The organism is Larkinella insperata, assembly GCF_026248825.1.
Taxonomy (GTDB): Bacteria; Bacteroidota; Bacteroidia; order Cytophagales; family Spirosomataceae; genus Larkinella; species Larkinella insperata.
Window position 1 is genome coordinate 1,049,845 of record NZ_CP110973.1, and the last position, 17,747, is coordinate 1,067,591.

Sequence of the window (17,747 nt, forward strand, 5' to 3'; positions counted from 1 at the left end):
GCAACTGGTTCCGTAAACTTACCGGGGTCAGGGTGAGCTGTCTTTATGGGCTGGTCAATTGTTGCAGGTAAGCCGGGTAATTTTTGCCATTGCCGTCGCCAATCGTGATGCTGTCGCCAAAACAAACGATCCGATTTTTCAGGAGCTGGTTCTGGGTTAGAAAGGTATGGACCGCGACGGCCATCGTCCGGTACCCCTCGGGCGTCGGATGAATACCGTCCGTTTTCTGGCTGTTGGCTTCGTTTTTGATCAAACTGCTGGCCTCCAGTCCAATGTTGCCAACTTTCTCGAAAATATGGTGCATATCAAGCAGGGGCAGCTTGTGATCGGCCGCAACGTTCCGGATGGTTTCATTGACCCGCACCTTTCGGGCGGCATGGCCTTCCGGCTGGTAAAACGCCGGATCGTGCCGGGTCATCAGATACGGTTCGTAAACCGGCAAAATGGTCATCAGCATCACCTGGCTCCGAGCCGCCCGCAGAGCCGACACAATCTGCCGAAGGCTCTTTTCGTACTCGGGCAGCGGCACGTGCTTTTTGCTGTTCATATCGTTGGTGCCCACCATCAGGATGGTCAGCTCCGGCCGGTGCGCCAGACAATCTTTTTCCATCCGCGCCAGCAGGTCAACCGTGTTGTTCCCACCCACACCAGCGTTAATAACCGTCACCAAATCCTGCGACGGAAAGGAATTAGTCATCAAATCCGGCTGCCCGACCAGCGGGGCGGCCACGAGGGCGTGTTGCAGAAACGTTCGGCGTTGCATAGAGAATAAACGTTAGCAGCAAGCCGGATAAGGCATCTGGCTTGCTGGCAGGAAACAATCAGCGTATCAGTATCCCCGATTCTGCGTCAACAGCGGGTTAACATCCCGCTCGGTTTGCGGAATCGGGAACAGGTAATGGTGTTCGCCCACGGCAATGCCAGGATTCTGTGCTTTCAGGGCGGCAACCAGCCGTTTAGTGCGGGTCAGATCGTACCAGCGGTGTCCTTCAAAAGCCAGTTCCAGCCGCCGTTCCAGCAGCAAACTGTCTCGGAATTGAGCCTGGCTCAGGTTGGGCGTCAGATTGGGTAAACCCGCCCGGTTCCGGATCCGATTAACGACCGCGTAGGCGTCGGCGTTGTTGGGCGTCTGCTCGTTGAGGGCTTCGGCGTACATCAGCAGCACATCGGGATACCGGATGATGGGGTAATTGTTTCCGCCGTCGCCGTTGCCGGTTGCCGTGGGGTCCAGGTACTTGTTAACGTAGCAGGGGAACAGGACGCTGGCCGGGGCTGCGGGGGTTCCGGTTGCCGAGTAGAGCCGCAGGGTAACATCCCGGCGTTTGTCATCGGGCCGGTACGTGCGGTACAGGTTTTCGGTCGGGGGATCATCACCAAAACCCGCCACCCCGTTAACGCGGTCAAAGTTGGGCCGCATGTACCCCTGCATCCAGCTTCCTTCGCCAAAACCGCCACTGAGCGCCTGCATCTCGAAGACGGCTTCTTTGCCGTTTTTGTTTGCAATCACGAAGGCATCGGCAAAGTTTGCCCACAGGTCGTAAGTGCCCAGGTCGATCACTTCCTTAGCTTTGGCCGACGCTTTACCCCACTCCTGGCGGGTCAGGTAGACTTTCGCCAGAAACGCTTTGGCGGCTCCCCGAGTGGCCCGGCCCCGGTCGGCAGTGGTGTACGAAACCGGCAATACGCTTTCGGCTTCGGTAAGATCCTGAATAATTTGCGCATAGACCTCGTCCACCGACGCCCGGGACACGCTCAGGTTATTGAGGGAAGTGGTTTCCGTCGTGATCAACGGAACGCCCCCAAACAGCCGCACCAGCGTGAAGTAGTAAAAACCCCGCATGAATTTGGCTTCGGCCAGATAACGGTTTTTCAACTCGCTGTCCATATCAATCGCCGGTACGCGCGTCAGAACCGTGTTCGCCCGGTTGATGGCGGCATAGACGGCCGACCACAGCGATTGAAACGTGCTGGTCGCGGGGGTGAAAGTGTATTTATCAAGGTCATTTTTAGGCTGGTTGGCCGTCGACCGCCCGTTGCCCCACTCGGCATCGTCGGTGGCCTGATCCTGAATAATCCACATCACCTGACCGTACAGGTTCTGGGTGTTCAGCGGATCATACACCGAGCTGACGGCGGCTTTGGCATCGTCGGCGTTTTTGTAAAAATTGGTTGGCGAAAAATTGGATTCGGGACGCTGGTCCAGCACTTCGCAGGCCGACAGGAGCCCCAGAAGCAGGAGGAATAAGGGAATATTCTTTTTCATCGAAATACGCGGTAAAGATTTAGAAGCCAACGTTTAAACCAAAAAGCAGCGTCTTGGCGGCCGGGTAGCTGGCGTAGTCGAAGCCCTGGCTGCGGCTATCCTGTCCGAAACGGTTTACTTCCGGATCAAACCCGGAGTATCGGGTCCAGGTCAGGAAATTCTGCGCCGTCACATACACCCGTACCGACTGAATTTTCAGGCTTTGCAGCACCGGGTTGGGCAGGTTGTAGGCCAGTTGCAGGTTTTTCAGGCGGAGGTATGAGCCATCTTCAATCTGCCGGGTCGAAATCCGGTTGGCCGGCCGCACCGTCGAAGCGCGCGGAATATCGGTATTGGTGTTGGTCGGCGTCCAGCGGTTGAGCATGTCGCGGTTCTGGTTGTTGGTACCGTTCAGGTATTCCAGTTCAAACCGGTTGGCGTTCAGGATGTCGTTGCCGTAAACGCCCTGAAAAAAGGCGGTCAGTTCAAACCCTTTGTAAGCAAACGTGTTGCTGATTCCACCGATGAACTTGGGTTGCGCCCGGCCGATGATGGCGCGGTCGTTGTCGTCAATTTTCCGGTCACCGTTCAGGTCCAGGTATTTGCGGTCGCCGGGTTTCCGGGCCTGGGGGTCGCTCAGGGCAGCCAGTTCGTCGGTCGTCTGGTAGAGCCCATTCGTGGTGTAGCCGTAAAATGACCCCAGCGGCTCCCCGACCCGGATGATCCCCGAGTTCAGGTTCTGGCCGATGTTGGCCACGCTGCCCGCAAAGATCTGGGAGACTCCGCCAATGTCGAGTACTTTGTTGCGGTTGAGGGCAAAATTAACGTCGGTATTCCAGCGAAACGCGCCGTCGATGTTGCGCGAAGACACGCTCAGTTCAATGCCTTTGTTCTGTACTTTTCCCAGGTTTTTAATGGCACTCGCATACCCCGACGTGCTCGGCACGGTCACGTTCAGCAGCAGGTCGCGGGTGCGTTTGAGGTACGCGTCGGCGGTCAGCGTAATGCGGTCGTTCAGAAGGCCTACGTCAACCCCAATGTCGGCCTGCGTGGTGGTTTCCCACGACAAATCCGGGTTGGCAATCTGGTTTGGCCCCAGACCGGTTGAAACCGTACCGCCGAAAACGTAATTCTGCGTGCCGAGCAGCGAGTACGCCGGATAGTTACCAATGCCATCTTGGTTTCCCGTCAGGCCATAGGTAGCCCGGAGTTTTAAATCGCTCAGGACCCTGACGCCTTTCATAAACGACTCTTCCGAAATCCGCCAGGCCAGGGCCGCCGAGGGGAAGTAGCCGTAGCGGTTGTTGGAACCGAAGCGCGAGGAACCGTCGGCCCGGAACGAAGCCGTCAGCAGATAGCGGTCTTTATACCCGTAGTTGACCCGCGCCAGATAGGATTGCAGCCCCCAGGTGCCAATCCCGGATTCGGGCGTCAGCGGCACCGACCCCGACGCCAGGTTGCTGGACCCGAGGTTATCGTTGACGAAGTTGCGGGCCTGGGCGCGGCTGGTTTCGGTTCGGTTGGCCTGCTGCGTAAAGCCCAGCAGGGCCGTCAGGTTGTGGTCTGTCCCGAAAGCGCGGGTGTAGGTCAGCAGGTTTTCGTTCAGCCAGGTCAGGGCCTGTGAGTTGTAGATAGAAGCACTTCCGCCCTGCGCCAACCCGCTGGACACGGAGCGGGGCAGGTAGGCATCCTGCTTTTGCAACACCCCGTCAATGCCGAGCGAAATGCGCAGGTCCAGCCCCTGAATGATCTGGTACTCCCCAAACACATTTCCAAAAATCCGGTAGGCCGTATTGCGGTTTTTGCTGTCCCGGGCCAGCGCCACCGGGTTGTCGGCCGTGAAGGTCAGGGCGGGGTCGGTAATCAGGTAGGCTCCACTGGCGGTACGCACGGGCAGAATGGGCGGAAATTGCAGGGCCGCCATCGTTACCTGCCCCGCACTGCCCAGATCACCGTCCGTCCGCGACTGGTTGGTCAAGGTCCGGTTGACGGTCAGGCTGTTGCCGATTTTTAGTTTATTGGTCAGCTTCCGGTCCAGGTTAACCCGCAGCGAGTAACGGTCAAAGTCGGAGTTGACGACAATACCGTTTTGCTTGAAATACCCCCCGCTGATGGAATACTGCGTTTTTTCGTCGCCCCCGCTGATGGAAAGCTGGTAGTTCTGCATCGGAGCCTGCCGGAAGATTTCGTCCTGCCAGTCGGTTCCTTCGCCAAACGCTTCAATCTGGGCCGGGGTGTACACGGCCGGTCGTCCCTCGTTGGTGTTGGCTTCGTTGACAAACTGAGCATACTCCCGGGCGTTCAGGACCGGGTACTTCCGGCGGACGTTCTGAACACCGTAGTATGTTTCCAGGCTGATGGTCGATTTGCCCGCTTTCCCGCGTTTGGTCGTGATGATCACCACACCGTTGGCCCCCCGCGATCCGTAGATGGCCGTCGAAGAAGCGTCTTTCAGGACCGAAATGGACTCGATATCGCTCGGATTCAGCGTACTCAGCACGTTGAAACTCGACCCGCTCCCAGCGCCGTCATTTTTGAACGGAATCCCGTCAATCACGTAAAGCGGCTCATTGTCGCCCTGAATCGAGTTGCCGCCCCGGATCCGAATGCTCGTGCTCCCGCCCGGTGCGCCGGAGTTCTGCGTGATCTGAACCCCCGCGGCCCGGCCCTGGAGCGCCTGATCGAGCGACGTAACGGCCACCTTGCGCAGCTCCTCCACCGGCACACTGGCGACGGCCCCGGTCAGGTCGCTCTTTTTTACCTGACCATACCCCACCACCACCACTTCGTTCAGCGATTTGGTATCAGGTACCAGCTGGACATTGATGAGGGAACGAGCTTTAACAATCTGCTCCTGACTCACATAGCCCACAAAACTGAAAATCAGCGTTGTTTCGTCGGTCGGGACGACGATCCGGTAGCTTCCCTGCGCATCCGTCGTGGTGCCCCTCGTCGTTCCCTGAATCACCACGCTAACGCCCGGCAACCCTTCACCGGTTTCGCTGGTGACGGTGCCGGTAATGGTTTTATCGACGGCCTGCTGCGCAAAGCTGTTCAGACTTTGCAGGGGCGTGAGGGCAGGCAGCTCCAGACGGCCCGTGGGCGACGAGATCGATGAAGACTCGTCGGAGCCGGTTTTCAGGCCACTTTTTGCGGGAAAAATAACGTAGGCATCCCGGCTGACTTTTTTATACCGCAAGCCGACGGGTTGTAAAAGCCTGAGCAGACTGCGTTCGAGCGAGCCTTTCGTGTTCAACTGATCGGCGGGTATGCTGAGCCCTTCCAGCAATTTTTCCTCAAAAAGAAGATCAATGCGGTGCTGCTTTTTAAGCTCCATCAGTGCTTCCCGCAGGCTCAACGTCCGGGGTTGCTGTTTCTCCACCGTTCGCTGCGACGAGGGATGGTGCGCCAGCAATTGTGCCGACGAGGGGCCAGGTATTGACAGCCCCCAGGCGATTCCGGCCACCAAAACGGGTAACTGTAAGGGTTTAATCATAGGGAATAAAACAAGGGTGAAAGCGGGTTATGGGAGAGAAATAAGCTCGTAGGTATCCGGGGCGTCCGGCCCGTGCCGCACCTCCAGGTTGAGCATGTCGCACAAAATGGGCAGAATTTCGTCGGGCGTCCGGGCTTTAAAGGTGCCGCCCAGGGTGCGCCGGGCCAGGGTGCTGTCCCGAATGACAAACCGCACGCCAAACCGTTCGGTGAGCTGGCTGGCTACTTCCGACATGGTCGTGTTATTAAAGATAAACCGGTGATCTTTCCAGGCGCCGTGCTGACTGACCGGCTGTTGGTGGCGGAGCGTTAACCGGCCCTGCCGGGAAAGATTGACAACGTCGCCCGGCCTGATTACCAGCGGGGGCGCCGTCTGGTCTTTCAAGCGAATCTGCACCTTGCCTTTGTTGAGAACCACCTTGCTGCCCCGGTTGCGGCTGTAGACAATAAACTCCGTACCCAGCACCTGAACTTCCAGGTTGTCGGGCGTGGACACCACAAACCGCCGGTGGTCTTTTGTATGTTTTACCGAAAATTCCGCTTCCCCGGACAGCCAGGCCCGACGATCGGTCTGGCTTAGGTCAAAACGCGGTATTTTCAGGGTTGTGTTCGCATTCAAAACCACCCGGCTTTCGTCCGGAAGGGTAAACGTGCGGATCTCGCCGTAGGAAGTTTCGTAGTGCCGGTAAAGCAATTCGTCCTTGAAAAATAAAGCCGTTCCGCTGCTCAGCAGCAACAACACGGAAGCCGCCAGTCGCCAGATATATCGTCCGGATCTAACTCGCTTTCCCTCAGCCGCTTCATCCAAAAAAGGTGTAGCGGGGTTCTGGCGCTGTTGCAACGATTTGCGGTAAGCGGTTTCCTGATCGGGGAAGAACTGCGGATTGTCCCGTTCCCATTCTTCCAGCCACTGAAAGTAAAGCTCCTGGTTTTCCGGCACTTCCAGCCATTCCTGCACCAGACTTTTCTGCAATGGCGAAGCTTTCCCTTCGAAGACATTGACAATCGTCTGCTTGGATAAAGTGGGTTTCATACGTTGAGAAAGATCGCTGACGGTAGGAGTTGAAAAAGTAGTGTTAATCCCCGCTCAAGTACCCAGAAACTGACGCCCGCCAGCGCAGACAATAACCCGTATTCCTGCAAAACCCGACGTAAAATGGTCAGGACTTTCGTGATGTGCCCCTCTACAGTTTTGATGGAAAGTTGTAATTCCTGGGCAATCATGCCGTTCTTTTTGCCTTCAAACCGGCTCATCATAAAGACCTTCTGGCTCTGGGGCGGCAGGGAGCGGATAATTTCTTCAATTTTTAGGGCTAATTCGCTGTATTGCAGCAATTGCTGAGGGGTGTTGACCGTGTCGGGTTCCAGCCGATCGTCGGTGATGGCTTCGTGGCCCAATTCGGAGCGCAGGTGCGCAAAAGCCGCATGCCGGACGGATGTAAACAGGTAGGCCCGGTATGAAGTCGTTACGGCCCGATGCAACTGCTTTTGCCAGAACTGCGCAAAAATATCGACCACCAGATCCTCCGCCACTTCCCGGGAATACACAAACCGGACTGCGTGGCTGCACAGGGGATGGTAATACCGTTTGAACAGGAGTTGATAGCCCGTTTCGGGATTTTCTTCAAACGCTTTGCGGATAAACAGTTCCGAATCCGTAGGGATGGGGATTTTTCCTGCCGGCTCTTCCCCTTCCGGATGAACGGGTCTGCCGGGAAGGCGGGAAAGGTGGAGGGCATTTTCCGGGTTGGCCGAACGATTCATGAGGGTTTGCGAACAGTCTTTTCCTTAAAGAGTGTTTTTCCCGCGAATACCCTTGCCCCCGCCAATAAATTTTCACAATTCCATCTGGAAATAATACCGAAGTCGAAAATCAACTCTTTTTTGACGGGGACTCAAGACAGCCGCATGGTGCCCGAACAAAGACTTCAATGAAAAATAAAGGGGTAGCGGAGAGGCCAGTGGACTCCCATTTAGCCCGGCGCCCGGTTGCTTGCGGTTGGGACTGCCGTTTGAAGAGGTGGGAGGTCGAACAACGGCTATTTCTTTAAGTATAGGAGGGCTTGCAACGAACCGGATCGATCTGTGGATGTGTTGTTTAAATCCAGCCGCACAAGTGGTGACAAAACTCCACATCTTTCTCTTTATTCGTTACCCACCACTGAATTATACAACTGAAATTCAATAACTTATAAAATTCACCAAAAATGGCACAATTTCAGCCTCTAAGGAAGTAACTTCAACTTCAGGTGTTCGCTACAGTACTGTAGCCTAACGATAGATCAAGTACTTTCCACTCAACGTTATGACCGTCCGAATCCCAATACGCGTGCTGGGATTCGGACTTTTTATTTGAACTTCAGGGATGTTTACGTGGTGGATCACAAACCGATCCCTTTTTGCTGGTCGTCATTGTGTCTTGCTAGAAAACCGGCGGCTGCTTACGGGTTCATCCGACTCGCTTTTGTCTGATCGCCAAACCAGATGACGGGCAGGCTGGCCATCCCGAACCAGTAATTCTGCAACTGGCTGGCATACGACTTCCAGTCCTGGTAGGAGAACGGTTTCACCGTGAAAGCCGTTGCCCCCTGGCGGTAGGCTTCTTCCATCTTTTTAGGATCGCGGCTAGCCGACAGGATGACGATTGGCAAATACCGGCCCTGCGGATGGTTACGCATCAATTTTAAAAAATCCATCCCGCCATGCTCACTTTGCAGGTCCAGATCCAGCAGAATCAGACGGGGGCCGGGTCCATTCAGGGAATCGAAATGAGCCACGGCCTGATCAAAACTGCTCAGGTAGGTAAATTCCGCTTCCGGAAAAACTTGCTGGGATGCCCGGATCAATACGTCGGCAATTAAAGGATCATCGTCCACCAGCAGAATGGAATATTGAATACTCATTGACTCCTCCTCGTTACGTCCAGTTTAATCAATCCGTTAGCGCCGAGGTCGGTTTATCAAACCAGAGCTTGGGCGTGCTGGCCGTCGTAAACCAATATGTGCGCAGATAGCGAACGTAGGCTTTCCATTCCTCGTATGAGAAAGGCTTATTGGTAAAAATATTAGCTCCTCGGGCGTAGGCTTTGCGCACCGTTTCTTCCTCGTGAATTACGGACAGAACCACCACGGGCAAAAGACGGTATTTTTCGTGCCCGCGAATCCAGGTCAGCAAATCCAGACCGGTCTTGTCGGTCTTCAGATCAATGTCCAGCAGCGCCAGGCGAGGTCCCCAGCCGGTTATGGTATCCAGGTAGGTAATGGCTTCTTCCACCGTCGCCCGGTGAATAAACTGGCATTGGGGAAATTCATGACGGGCGGCCTGGTTCAGCAGGTCAACAATCTGAAGATCATCGTCGACCAAAAGAATGGAAAACTCCGCTGCTTCGTTCAAGGGCATGTTCGTTGTCATTCGTGTAAAGGCCCGCTTTGCGGGCGGGTTTTATTCAATCATTCATACGTGAGGTTGGAATACGGGCCAGCGAGAACCAGTACATCCGCACCAGGTTTGCTAATTCCATTAAGTCCTGGTGGGAAGAAGGTTTGACCATAAATGTATTGGCCCCCAACTCATAGCAACGGTTTACGTCCTGTTCGTCGTCTGATGTCGACAGGATGATGACGGGAATATGACGGTATAGAGACGAATTTTTGATATTTCTGAGCACTTCAAAACCATTGATAATGGGCATGTTCAAATCCAGAAAAATCAGATCTGGCAAGCGTTCGGATTTATCAATGTTTTCCAGTACGTTGGAGCCGTTGGTAGCAAACCGGAACTGGTAACGCTCGCGATCGGCCAGAAAAGCCGACTGGATCAAGAACTGATCATCCTCATCATCATCGATCACCAGAATGTTGAAAAGTTTATTCATCAATTTGTCAAAGACGATGTTGAAAGGTGCTCAACCAGCCTTTTCGCCCGAAGTTAGGGCAAATTTTTCGGGTATTCAACTCACCATATTGGCTCCGGATCGAGATTATTTACTAACAACTTGGTTAGGATGCGCGCACGTTTGCCAGTAGCGAACCACCAATTCCAGTTGGCTTTTTAAAGCTTCATAACCACTGGTTTTGATAAAGAACCCCTGGATGGGGCTATTGTAAGCCTGGTTGATCTGGGCGTCACTGGCCTCGGTGCTAAAAAAGATGAAGGGGATGGCTTTTTGCCGAAGTTCCATGTCGGCATCAATTAATTGCCTGAGTTCCAGACCGCTCATACCAGGTAGATTTACATCGCAGAGGACTAGCAGCGGTTTGTCGGGTGTGGTCTGCAGATAAGCAAGCGCCTGATCACCCCGGCTGAAAAACAGAATTTCATGCGTCAGTTTCAGGTCCTTGCTGGCGGATTGAATCAGCAGTTGATCGTCTTCGTCATCCTCAATATAAATGATGGGACTCTTGATATTAGAATAGGACATAGAGCAAAAGTAGCAAAGCCGTTAATCACCCCGATTGGCATCGCTCCAGGCTGGGATGAATGAAACAAAAAGGTTGATTCTATCAATAAACACTGATCAAAACGAAGAGACTAACCTAAATGTTTGTGTTGTTTTAACGGAAGGTAAAACCTGTAGCAATTCCGGGAATCCCACCGGGTACCAAACTCAAATTACTCACAAAAATCCGGGGCGGTTGCGCAACTTGTTTTTGTTGAAATGCGCTGCTTGGTATTTTGAGGGAAGTTGGAGGAAAGTGATTAGGAGTTAGCACCTACCGGTGATTTGGTCTTTCACCTGGGCGCAGAGGCCGATTTGTCCGACAAACGTTTTTATTAAAAACCAACAAAGTCACGTTGGCCGCGTGACTTTTGAGAGCCGATCGGTGTTTACTTAGTTTTACAGCCTAACCAAAAACACAAATCAATGTCACTGCAATCTCAGGAAGACTTTATTGGCATGCAGGAAATCAGCCAGATTGTTGGCTCCACCCTGCGGCTTATGCAGCAGTATGCCCAACCCGGCATGTCAACGCTGGAACTCGATCAGTATGGTCGAAAACTCCTGGAACAACAAGGCGCCAGATCGGCACCCAAACTTGCCTACCGCTTCCCGGGCTGGACCTGCATCAGCCTCAATGATGAGGTTTGCCACGGCATTCCTTCCGCCAAACGATTGATGAAGGAAGGGGATCTGGTCAATATCGATGTATCGGCGGAACGGAATGGGTATTGGTCCGACAACGGGGGTTCCTTCGTTCTGGGAAAAGACATCCATCAACACAGCGATCTGGTAGAAGCTTCCAAACGAATCCTGGCCAAAGCCATTGATCACATCAAAGCCGGTGTGCTGATCGCCGAGATCGGTCGTTTAATCGAAACGGAAACCAAACGGGCAGGTTACCGGGTGGTCAAGAATCTGGCCGGACACGGTATTGGCCGAAGACTGCACGAAGAGCCGCGTGAAATTCTGTGCTATTACGATCCGTCGATCAAAACCCGTTTCCGCAAAAACTCCGTGGTAGCCATTGAAACGTTTTTATCAACCAAAGCCAGTATGGCGCACGACAAAGGAGACGGCTGGACGTTGGTGGCCAAAGACAGCTTTGCCGTGCAGCATGAGCACACCATTGTTGTGACGGACAAGCAACCCATTATTCTGACGGCCGCCAATCAAATCTGGAATTAACCTCATTGAATACAACCGGTCTTCGTTTTCGGGATGTATCCGTGGGAAGGGTCTGGAAAAATAAAAACCCCGACGGATTGACCAGCGGGGCAGATGAGACGCAATACCCTATAAACGGTATTTTGGAGTCTTTATTGTGCCAGGTGAAACGATACCCTGTTATTTTTCACTTTTTTTACTCTTCGCAAGACTTGCCTCAGATGCCGCGGCCGTTGGCCTCTTTCTCCTGAAAATGGATAGAGCCGTAGGCGGTAAATGATGATGGATTGAAGTAATCTTTGAGGGTCTTTCGAGTATGCCGGAACGGTTTGCCTTGCCGTTCCGGCCCTTGTGCACTATTCGTCGGAGTCGTCCTCAGTACCTTGGCGAGGTGTTGCCTGGTCGGACACTAGTTCAAAACCGGATACACCTTCCCCGAATTCATAGGGCTCAACCGTAAACGAATACTCCTGATTCTGGAAATCGAGGCCAATCTTTTGCAGGATCCCCTTCAACTGGATCGAGTAGCCCCGACCGGTTTTGGACAATTCAAACGCTTCGGGGTCGCCTTCCTGGGTCGGAACCAAATACAAGGCTTTGACGCCCTTCCGGCGGTTGACCGTACCAACTTTGTAGTAGGGTTTGGAAGGGTCGATCTCGAGTCCTTCCATTAGTTTTTGGGGAAAAGTTAACCGTCCGGTTTTCGTAACGGTAGTAATAAACGTTGATTTTTTGGGGGCTGCTTTGGGGGCTTGCCCCTCGTTTTCCTGGGGAGAAAAGAAACGGATTTTGTTCGCTTTTACCTTCATGGGGTTAGTTTGGATAACTTACTATTTGGCGGAGATAACTTATTATTCGGCAAAGTAAACAAGGCATTTATAAAGTCAAGTAGAAAAGGCCATCTTTTTGCATAAAGAAAATCAGGCAGTTGAGTTCGTTTGTTGCCAACAATCAACTTATGCCAAACCTACTTACCCAATTAAGCCGAACCAACCCGGTCGACGTTGTCATCGATTGCAGTCCATAACAAACGACAATATCGTCCTGGTAGCGGCTTGCAAAGAACACCGCCGACTGGTTTGTAAATCAGTGCCTTCAAGACTTTCTAACACTCATTTTTACTGCCTTCACTTTCGGCGGATCCAACCTTTCCTCCGCTGACTAAATGGGTAAGCCCGGTTCAGCAGGACTCGTTTTTTTATAGATATAACTGCCAGTTATGTAAAATCCCGTCTTCTGTAGTAATGCGCCGTTCGTTGCCGGGTAGCCAGCCTTTTTAAATGAACCTTCAAAAGGGAATTAGTTAATCCGAAGCGTTAGATACTTGTTTTTAAATAAAACCAAACTAAACAACAACCGCGCGGAAGTGTTCCTAATGCTAGGACGCTGGGCCGTTATGCATTCGATTCGTTCGACAGACCAATTATTCCGTAAATCCACTCCGCTTTTCTATATTCTGGCCCGTACCGCAAGTATAGAGAGCGAATCATCAAACCGTTTATGAACTTAGCAGAGCGCTACCGGCAAGTACGAGCGCGTAGTGAATCAATTTGTCAGGGTCTTGAGGCCGAAGATTTTGTGGTTCAACCCGTGGTGGATGTCAGCCCTCCCAAGTGGCATCTGGGCCACACCACCTGGTTTTTCGAAACGTTCGTGCTCCTGCCCCATGCAACGGATTACCGCGTGTTCAATCAGCAGTACAACTTCGTCTTCAACAGTTATTACGAAACCGTGGGCGCGCGGGTAGTACGCACCGATCGCGGCAATCTCTCCCGGCCTTCCGTGGCGGATGTGATGGCCTACCGCGCTCACGTCGATGCGGCCATGCACCGCTTCCTGACCGAGGAGAGCCGCTTTTCGGACGACTTAACAAACATCGTCATACTGGGCTTCCACCACGAGGAACAACACCAGGAACTGCTCATTACCGACATCAAGTATATTCTGGGCCATAATCCGCTCCTACCCGCCTACCCAACGGATTATTCCAAACCTAAGGTGCCTACCATCGCCGGAGAGCAGTGGATCAGCCAGGACGAAGGTATTTACCCGATTGGCTACGCGGGCAACGGCTTTTGTTTCGATAATGAATTAGGACGCCACAAGGTTTATCTGGCCCCTTACCGGATTCGCCAACAGCTCGTCAGCAACCGGGAGTACCTGGACTTCATCCAGGCCGGTGGCTACCAGGACTTCCGCTACTGGCACGCCGAGGGCTGGGATTGGGTCAAAACCCGGACTATTCAGGCGCCGATGTACTGGTTTCTAATCAACGGTCAGTGGCACCACTATACCGGGCAGGGGCTCAAACCCCTGCCGCTCGATGAGCCGGTCGCTCACGTGAGTTATTACGAAGCCTGGGCCTATGCCCAATGGCGGGGCCTGCGGTTGCCCACCGAAGCCGAGTGGGAAACCGCTCAGGACCGGCTGGAATGGGGTTCGCGCTGGGAATGGACCGAAAGCGCCTACCTGCCCTACCCGGGTTTTGCCAAAGCCGAAGGCGCCATCGGGGAGTACAACGGCAAATTTATGGTCAACCAGATGGTGCTGCGGGGGGCCTCCGAAGCCACCACACCGGGCCACAGCCGACCGACTTACCGAAACTTTTTCCATGCCCCCCTCCGCTGGCAGTTTACCGGTATCCGGCTGGCTCAATCACTTTCATCAACGCCATTTTAAAACGGAATGAACACAACACTGGTTGACAGCCCCTTTCGAACCGATGTACTGCAAGGGTTATCGGCTTCGCCCAAATACCTGCTGTCAAAATACTTCTACGATGCCCGGGGTGATGAGCTGTTCGGGCAGATCATGCGCTGCCCGGAGTATTACCTCACGCGTGCGGAAGCCGAAATCCTGTCTCTGCAGAGCGGGGCGATTCTTGAGCGCTGTGGCGGGATGCAGGGGTCGTTCGACATCGTTGAACTGGGGGCGGGTGACGGTTCCAAAACGGTTTTCCTGCTCAGGGAAGCGCTCCGAATGCAGGGCAGCGGGCGGTATTATCCCATTGACATTTCACCGGGCATCATCAACTACCTAAGTCAGACGCTGAGCACCAAACTGCCCGGCCTGGAGGTGCATGGTCTGGCCGGGGAGTATTTTGCCATGCTGGAGCAAATGCAAGCGCTGACCGAGAGTCCCAAGCTGGTCTTGTTTCTGGGAGCTACCGTTGGTAACATGCTGCCCGAAGAGGCAGCCGAGTTCTTTCAGCAACTAAAAACCTACTTACGGCCGGGCGACTACCTGCTGGTGGGGTTTGATTTAAAGAAAAATCCACAAACAATTCTGGACGCCTACAACGATAAAGAAGGATTAACCAAAGCCTTCAACCTGAACCTGCTGCAGCGCATCAACCGGGAGCTGGGGGCGGACTTTAAACCGGGTCAGTTTGAGCATTTTCCGGTGTACGATCCGTTGTCGGGCAGTTGCAAAAGCTACCTGATCAGCCGGTGTTCCCAACGGGTAATTTTTGATGACGACACCGTCATTGAGTTTGAGCGGGACGAACCGATCTACATGGAAGTATCCCAGAAATACAGCAAAACGGAAATTCAGGCACTGGCCCTGAAGGCGGGGTACGAGCCGGTGGATGCCTTTTTTGACTGCCGCCATCAATTCACTGATGTGCTATGGCGGGTTTAGAATGATGCAGGGTAACAGTTTCCAGGTTGATTGGCACTCAGCAAAGAACTGACTTCAGGGTAGGAGAAAACCGCTCCGCCACAGCTATTCGCACGGATTGCCAACGGGAAAAAATGAGAAGGATACGGGCGATCTATTCAGCCCTTGTTTGAGCGAAGACATTCTTGATGGAAACGCCGGGAAAACAAAATGCCTTACAAGCGACGGACTGTCAATAGCTTGTAAGGCATAATTAGTACCGGGAACGGGAATCGAACCCGTACGGACATTACTGCCCACAGGATTTTAAGTCCTGCGCGTCTACCTATTCCGCCATCCCGGCGCGGGGGTACCGCATTTACAAAAAAAGCACCCCGAAGGTGCTTTTGAGCGAAAGACGGGGTTCGAACCCGCGACCTCGACCTTGGCAAGGTCGCGCTCTACCAGCTGAGCTACTTTCGCGTTTCACGCCGTTTCCTGGCGTTTTGTGGATGCAAATATAAGGGGTCTCCGGCTTTTGGCAAGCACTTGCCTGAAAAAAATTTCACTTTCTTGCCGCTCAGGACACTTTGGCCTTGATTATGAATCGGTTAAAATCAGCAAAAAAAGAAAGAAAAAATTCAGGCCCGTGCCCGATAGCAGCGTCATCGTCATCGCCGACCGGAAATTGGCCTGCCCCACATCCCGGTGTACCCGCCGGTACCAGAAGAGAAAATAAACCACCCCTGGCAGCAAACAAACCGGCAATAGCCAGAACATTGTGGCTCCTCCGAAATACCGGTAAAACCCCACCAAGGACAACGCAAACCAGCAGACGGCATTCAGAAAGGTACCGCCAACCCCCAGCAACCGGCTCATGGTCAAATCGCCCCGGCGGCTGTCTTCTTCGTGCTGATAAATCTGGGTGATGGGGTAAACCGCTAGCAGGTTCATCGTACAAAGCAAAGCCGCCAGCAAAGGCTGCGGCTTAATCAAGTCCGCAACCGGCAACCGGTCAAATGCCTGGAGCGTCATCAGGTACGTAAAACCGCCCTGAAACAAGCTGACAATGAGCCAGCTCGCAATGGGGTACTTCTTCAGCCGAACCGCCGGGTGGCTGTATGCTTTGGAAATAAACCCGTAAACAAGCAGATACACCACAAACGGCCACCCCACCCAAACGCCGAGCAGCAACGCCAGCCCGTCGAGTCCCCAGGCCACGTAAAACAGTGTCTTGTCGACCGGTGGGGGCGTTTCCAGAATACCGATGCTGCCTTCGTCTTTATCAAAATAACTGTTGTAGGCGTTGCTGGCCGGGTACAACAGCAAATGAATGGCTACCCAGATCACCGCCACCCGAACCCAGTCGAGCGCCCCCGACCGAAGCGCGTCCGACTGCGTCAGCGCAAACAGGAAAACCGGCAGCAGAAAAAACGAAAAAGGCACCCGCAAATGGAGCCAGACGGTCCGGAAGGTCATACAAATTGTAGAAAGTCTAACATTAATGGGAAGCGTTGGTTATAGTCAACGGATATGAGATGAACCGGACAAGCCGTTAATAAGGACCTGGACTACATGGATAGCTACATCACCGCCATTGGCACCGCCGTACCCCGCTACGGTTTTTCGCAGGCACAAATTGCTTCGTTTATGGCGGAGGCTCTCCAGTTCGACGAGCGCAACCGGCGCAAGTTACAAACCCTGTACCGCCTGACCCGGATCGACCGACGACACTCGGTGCTGCCCGACTACGGTACTTCACCGGGTGAATATACATTTTTTCCGAATACCCCTGATCTTGAACCTTTTCCAACGGTCGGTCAGCGGATGGATATTTACCGAAAGGAAGCCCTGCCATTGGCATTAGCGGCCATTGAAGACTTATACCCGATCGGGAAAGCCGTTCAGCCGACGCATTTAATCACGGTCAGTTGCACGGGAATGTACGCCCCGGGGCTGGATATTGACCTGATTGAAGCCCTGAACCTGCCCACCACCCTGCACCGCACGGCCATCAACTTTATGGGATGCTACGGCGCCTTTAACGCGCTGAAAACCGCGGATGCCTTCGTCCGGGCCGATCCGTCGGCGCGCGTTCTGGTGGTTTGCCTGGAATTATGTACGCTTCACTTTCAGAAAAAAACGGACGATGACCAGCTTCTGTCGAATGCCCTCTTTGCCGACGGTGCGGCCGCGGTTCTGATTGAAGCCCAGCCCGAACGGCAATACCCGGCACCCGCGTTTCGGATGCGTACCTTCTTTTGCGACCTCTGGCCCGACGGGAAGAAGGACATGGGCTGGATTATCAACGATCACGGTTTTGAAATGACGCTCACGTCGGATGTGCCGACGGTTATTCAACACGGTATTGGAAAAGCGTTGTCCCGGTTGCTCGAGCACAGCGGGCTGGCCATCCAAGACATTACCCATTACGCCCTGCACCCCGGCGGCCGGAAAATTCTGGAGGTCATCGAGGAACAACTGGGCATTGACTCCCACGAAAACCGCTTTGCCTACGAGGTTTTGCGGCAGTACGGCAACATGTCGTCGGCAACGGTTTTGTTTGTCCTGAAAGCCATCCGGAATCACCTGCTGACCGAGCCGCAAACGGGCAATATCTTGAGCTGCGCCTTCGGACCCGGCCTCACGCTGGAATCGATGATTCTCGAAATTATACCCGCCACCCACCCCATCCAAAAAGCCAAAGTTGCCGACCAGGTAGCCGCTGATCCTGCGTTCATTCCGTAAGTCCATAAAATTGTGAATTGAGGAATCAACGGAAATCACTACCTGTTACTTGAATAG

General features: G+C 53.5%; 15 protein-coding genes and 2 tRNA genes. 4 read left to right on the forward strand and 13 right to left on the reverse strand.

Going from position 1 to position 17,747, the window contains the following annotated elements; all coding sequences use genetic code 11:
* Nucleotides 1–43: 43 nt before the first annotated feature.
* The 9 genes from OQ371_RS04200 to OQ371_RS04240 all read right to left on the reverse strand — a co-directional run bounded on the left by OQ371_RS04200 (nucleotide 44) and on the right by OQ371_RS04240 (nucleotide 10,157).
* The gene (locus tag OQ371_RS04200) at nucleotides 44–763 is read right to left on the reverse strand and encodes an SGNH/GDSL hydrolase family protein (protein ID WP_265992533.1); all 720 of its coding nucleotides are present in this window, start codon (nucleotides 761–763) and stop codon (nucleotides 44–46) included.
* 66 nt (nucleotides 764–829) lie between these two features.
* Complete coding sequence (locus OQ371_RS04205; RefSeq protein WP_265992534.1) at nucleotides 830–2,263, reverse strand: RagB/SusD family nutrient uptake outer membrane protein; 1,434 nt, start codon at nucleotides 2,261–2,263, stop codon at nucleotides 830–832.
* Nucleotides 2,264–2,282: 19 nt separating this feature from the next.
* Nucleotides 2,283–5,738, reverse strand: coding sequence for a SusC/RagA family TonB-linked outer membrane protein (locus tag OQ371_RS04210; protein ID WP_265992535.1), 3,456 nt, complete (start codon nucleotides 5,736–5,738; stop codon nucleotides 2,283–2,285).
* A gap of 27 nt (nucleotides 5,739–5,765) precedes the next feature.
* Nucleotides 5,766–6,770: a FecR family protein gene (locus OQ371_RS04215; protein ID WP_265992536.1), complete on the reverse strand. Its 1,005-nt coding sequence runs from the start codon at nucleotides 6,768–6,770 to the stop codon at nucleotides 5,766–5,768.
* A complete protein-coding gene (locus OQ371_RS04220) occupies nucleotides 6,767–7,501 on the reverse strand; it encodes an RNA polymerase sigma-70 factor (RefSeq protein WP_265992537.1) in 735 nt (244 codons plus the stop codon). The genes OQ371_RS04215 and OQ371_RS04220 overlap by 4 nt, the downstream gene beginning before the upstream one ends.
* Before the next feature lie 677 nt (nucleotides 7,502–8,178).
* Nucleotides 8,179–8,640 carry a response regulator gene (locus OQ371_RS04225; protein ID WP_265992538.1) on the reverse strand — a complete coding sequence of 154 codons (462 nt, stop codon included), beginning with the start codon at nucleotides 8,638–8,640 and terminating at the stop codon, nucleotides 8,179–8,181.
* Between the two features lie 28 nt (nucleotides 8,641–8,668).
* The gene (locus tag OQ371_RS04230) at nucleotides 8,669–9,148 is read right to left on the reverse strand and encodes a response regulator (protein WP_265992539.1); all 480 of its coding nucleotides are present in this window, start codon (nucleotides 9,146–9,148) and stop codon (nucleotides 8,669–8,671) included.
* 34 nt (nucleotides 9,149–9,182) lie between these two features.
* Nucleotides 9,183–9,611, reverse strand: a complete 429-nt coding sequence (locus OQ371_RS04235; protein WP_265992540.1) for a response regulator — start codon at nucleotides 9,609–9,611, stop codon at nucleotides 9,183–9,185.
* Nucleotides 9,612–9,716: 105 nt separating this feature from the next.
* Nucleotides 9,717–10,157 carry a response regulator gene (locus OQ371_RS04240; protein ID WP_265992541.1) on the reverse strand — a complete coding sequence of 147 codons (441 nt, stop codon included), beginning with the start codon at nucleotides 10,155–10,157 and terminating at the stop codon, nucleotides 9,717–9,719.
* Between the two features lie 444 nt (nucleotides 10,158–10,601).
* Between OQ371_RS04240 and map the strand changes: the two genes are divergently transcribed.
* Nucleotides 10,602–11,363 carry a type I methionyl aminopeptidase gene (gene map, locus OQ371_RS04245; protein WP_265992542.1) on the forward strand — a complete coding sequence of 254 codons (762 nt, stop codon included), beginning with the start codon at nucleotides 10,602–10,604 and terminating at the stop codon, nucleotides 11,361–11,363.
* Nucleotides 11,364–11,698: 335 nt separating this feature from the next.
* Here the strand turns inward: map and OQ371_RS04250 are convergent, their stop codons facing one another.
* Nucleotides 11,699–12,151: a hypothetical protein gene (locus OQ371_RS04250; RefSeq protein WP_265992543.1), complete on the reverse strand. Its 453-nt coding sequence runs from the start codon at nucleotides 12,149–12,151 to the stop codon at nucleotides 11,699–11,701.
* A 691-nt stretch (nucleotides 12,152–12,842) separates the two neighbouring features.
* On the opposite strand from OQ371_RS04250, the gene egtB reads away from it, so the two are divergent.
* Complete coding sequence (egtB, locus tag OQ371_RS04255; RefSeq protein ID WP_265992544.1) at nucleotides 12,843–14,021, forward strand: ergothioneine biosynthesis protein EgtB; 1,179 nt, start codon at nucleotides 12,843–12,845, stop codon at nucleotides 14,019–14,021.
* A gap of 6 nt (nucleotides 14,022–14,027) precedes the next feature.
* A complete protein-coding gene (gene egtD / locus OQ371_RS04260) occupies nucleotides 14,028–14,984 on the forward strand; it encodes an L-histidine N(alpha)-methyltransferase (protein WP_265992545.1) in 957 nt (318 codons plus the stop codon).
* A gap of 236 nt (nucleotides 14,985–15,220) precedes the next feature.
* Here the strand turns inward: egtD and OQ371_RS04265 are convergent.
* From OQ371_RS04265 to OQ371_RS04275, 3 genes are all read right to left on the reverse strand, one after another.
* Nucleotides 15,221–15,306, reverse strand: a tRNA-Leu gene (locus tag OQ371_RS04265).
* A gap of 46 nt (nucleotides 15,307–15,352) precedes the next feature.
* Nucleotides 15,353–15,425: transfer RNA gene (locus OQ371_RS04270), tRNA-Gly, on the reverse strand.
* A 117-nt stretch (nucleotides 15,426–15,542) separates the two neighbouring features.
* A complete protein-coding gene (locus OQ371_RS04275) occupies nucleotides 15,543–16,421 on the reverse strand; it encodes a UbiA family prenyltransferase (protein WP_265992546.1) in 879 nt (292 codons plus the stop codon).
* A 96-nt stretch (nucleotides 16,422–16,517) separates the two neighbouring features.
* Here OQ371_RS04275 and OQ371_RS04280 point away from each other — a divergent pair, with 96 nt between their 5' ends.
* Nucleotides 16,518–17,690 (forward strand): type III polyketide synthase, encoded by a 1,173-nt coding sequence (locus OQ371_RS04280; RefSeq protein ID WP_265992547.1) that lies wholly within the window; start codon nucleotides 16,518–16,520, stop codon nucleotides 17,688–17,690.
* Nucleotides 17,691–17,747: the final 57 nt, after the last annotated feature.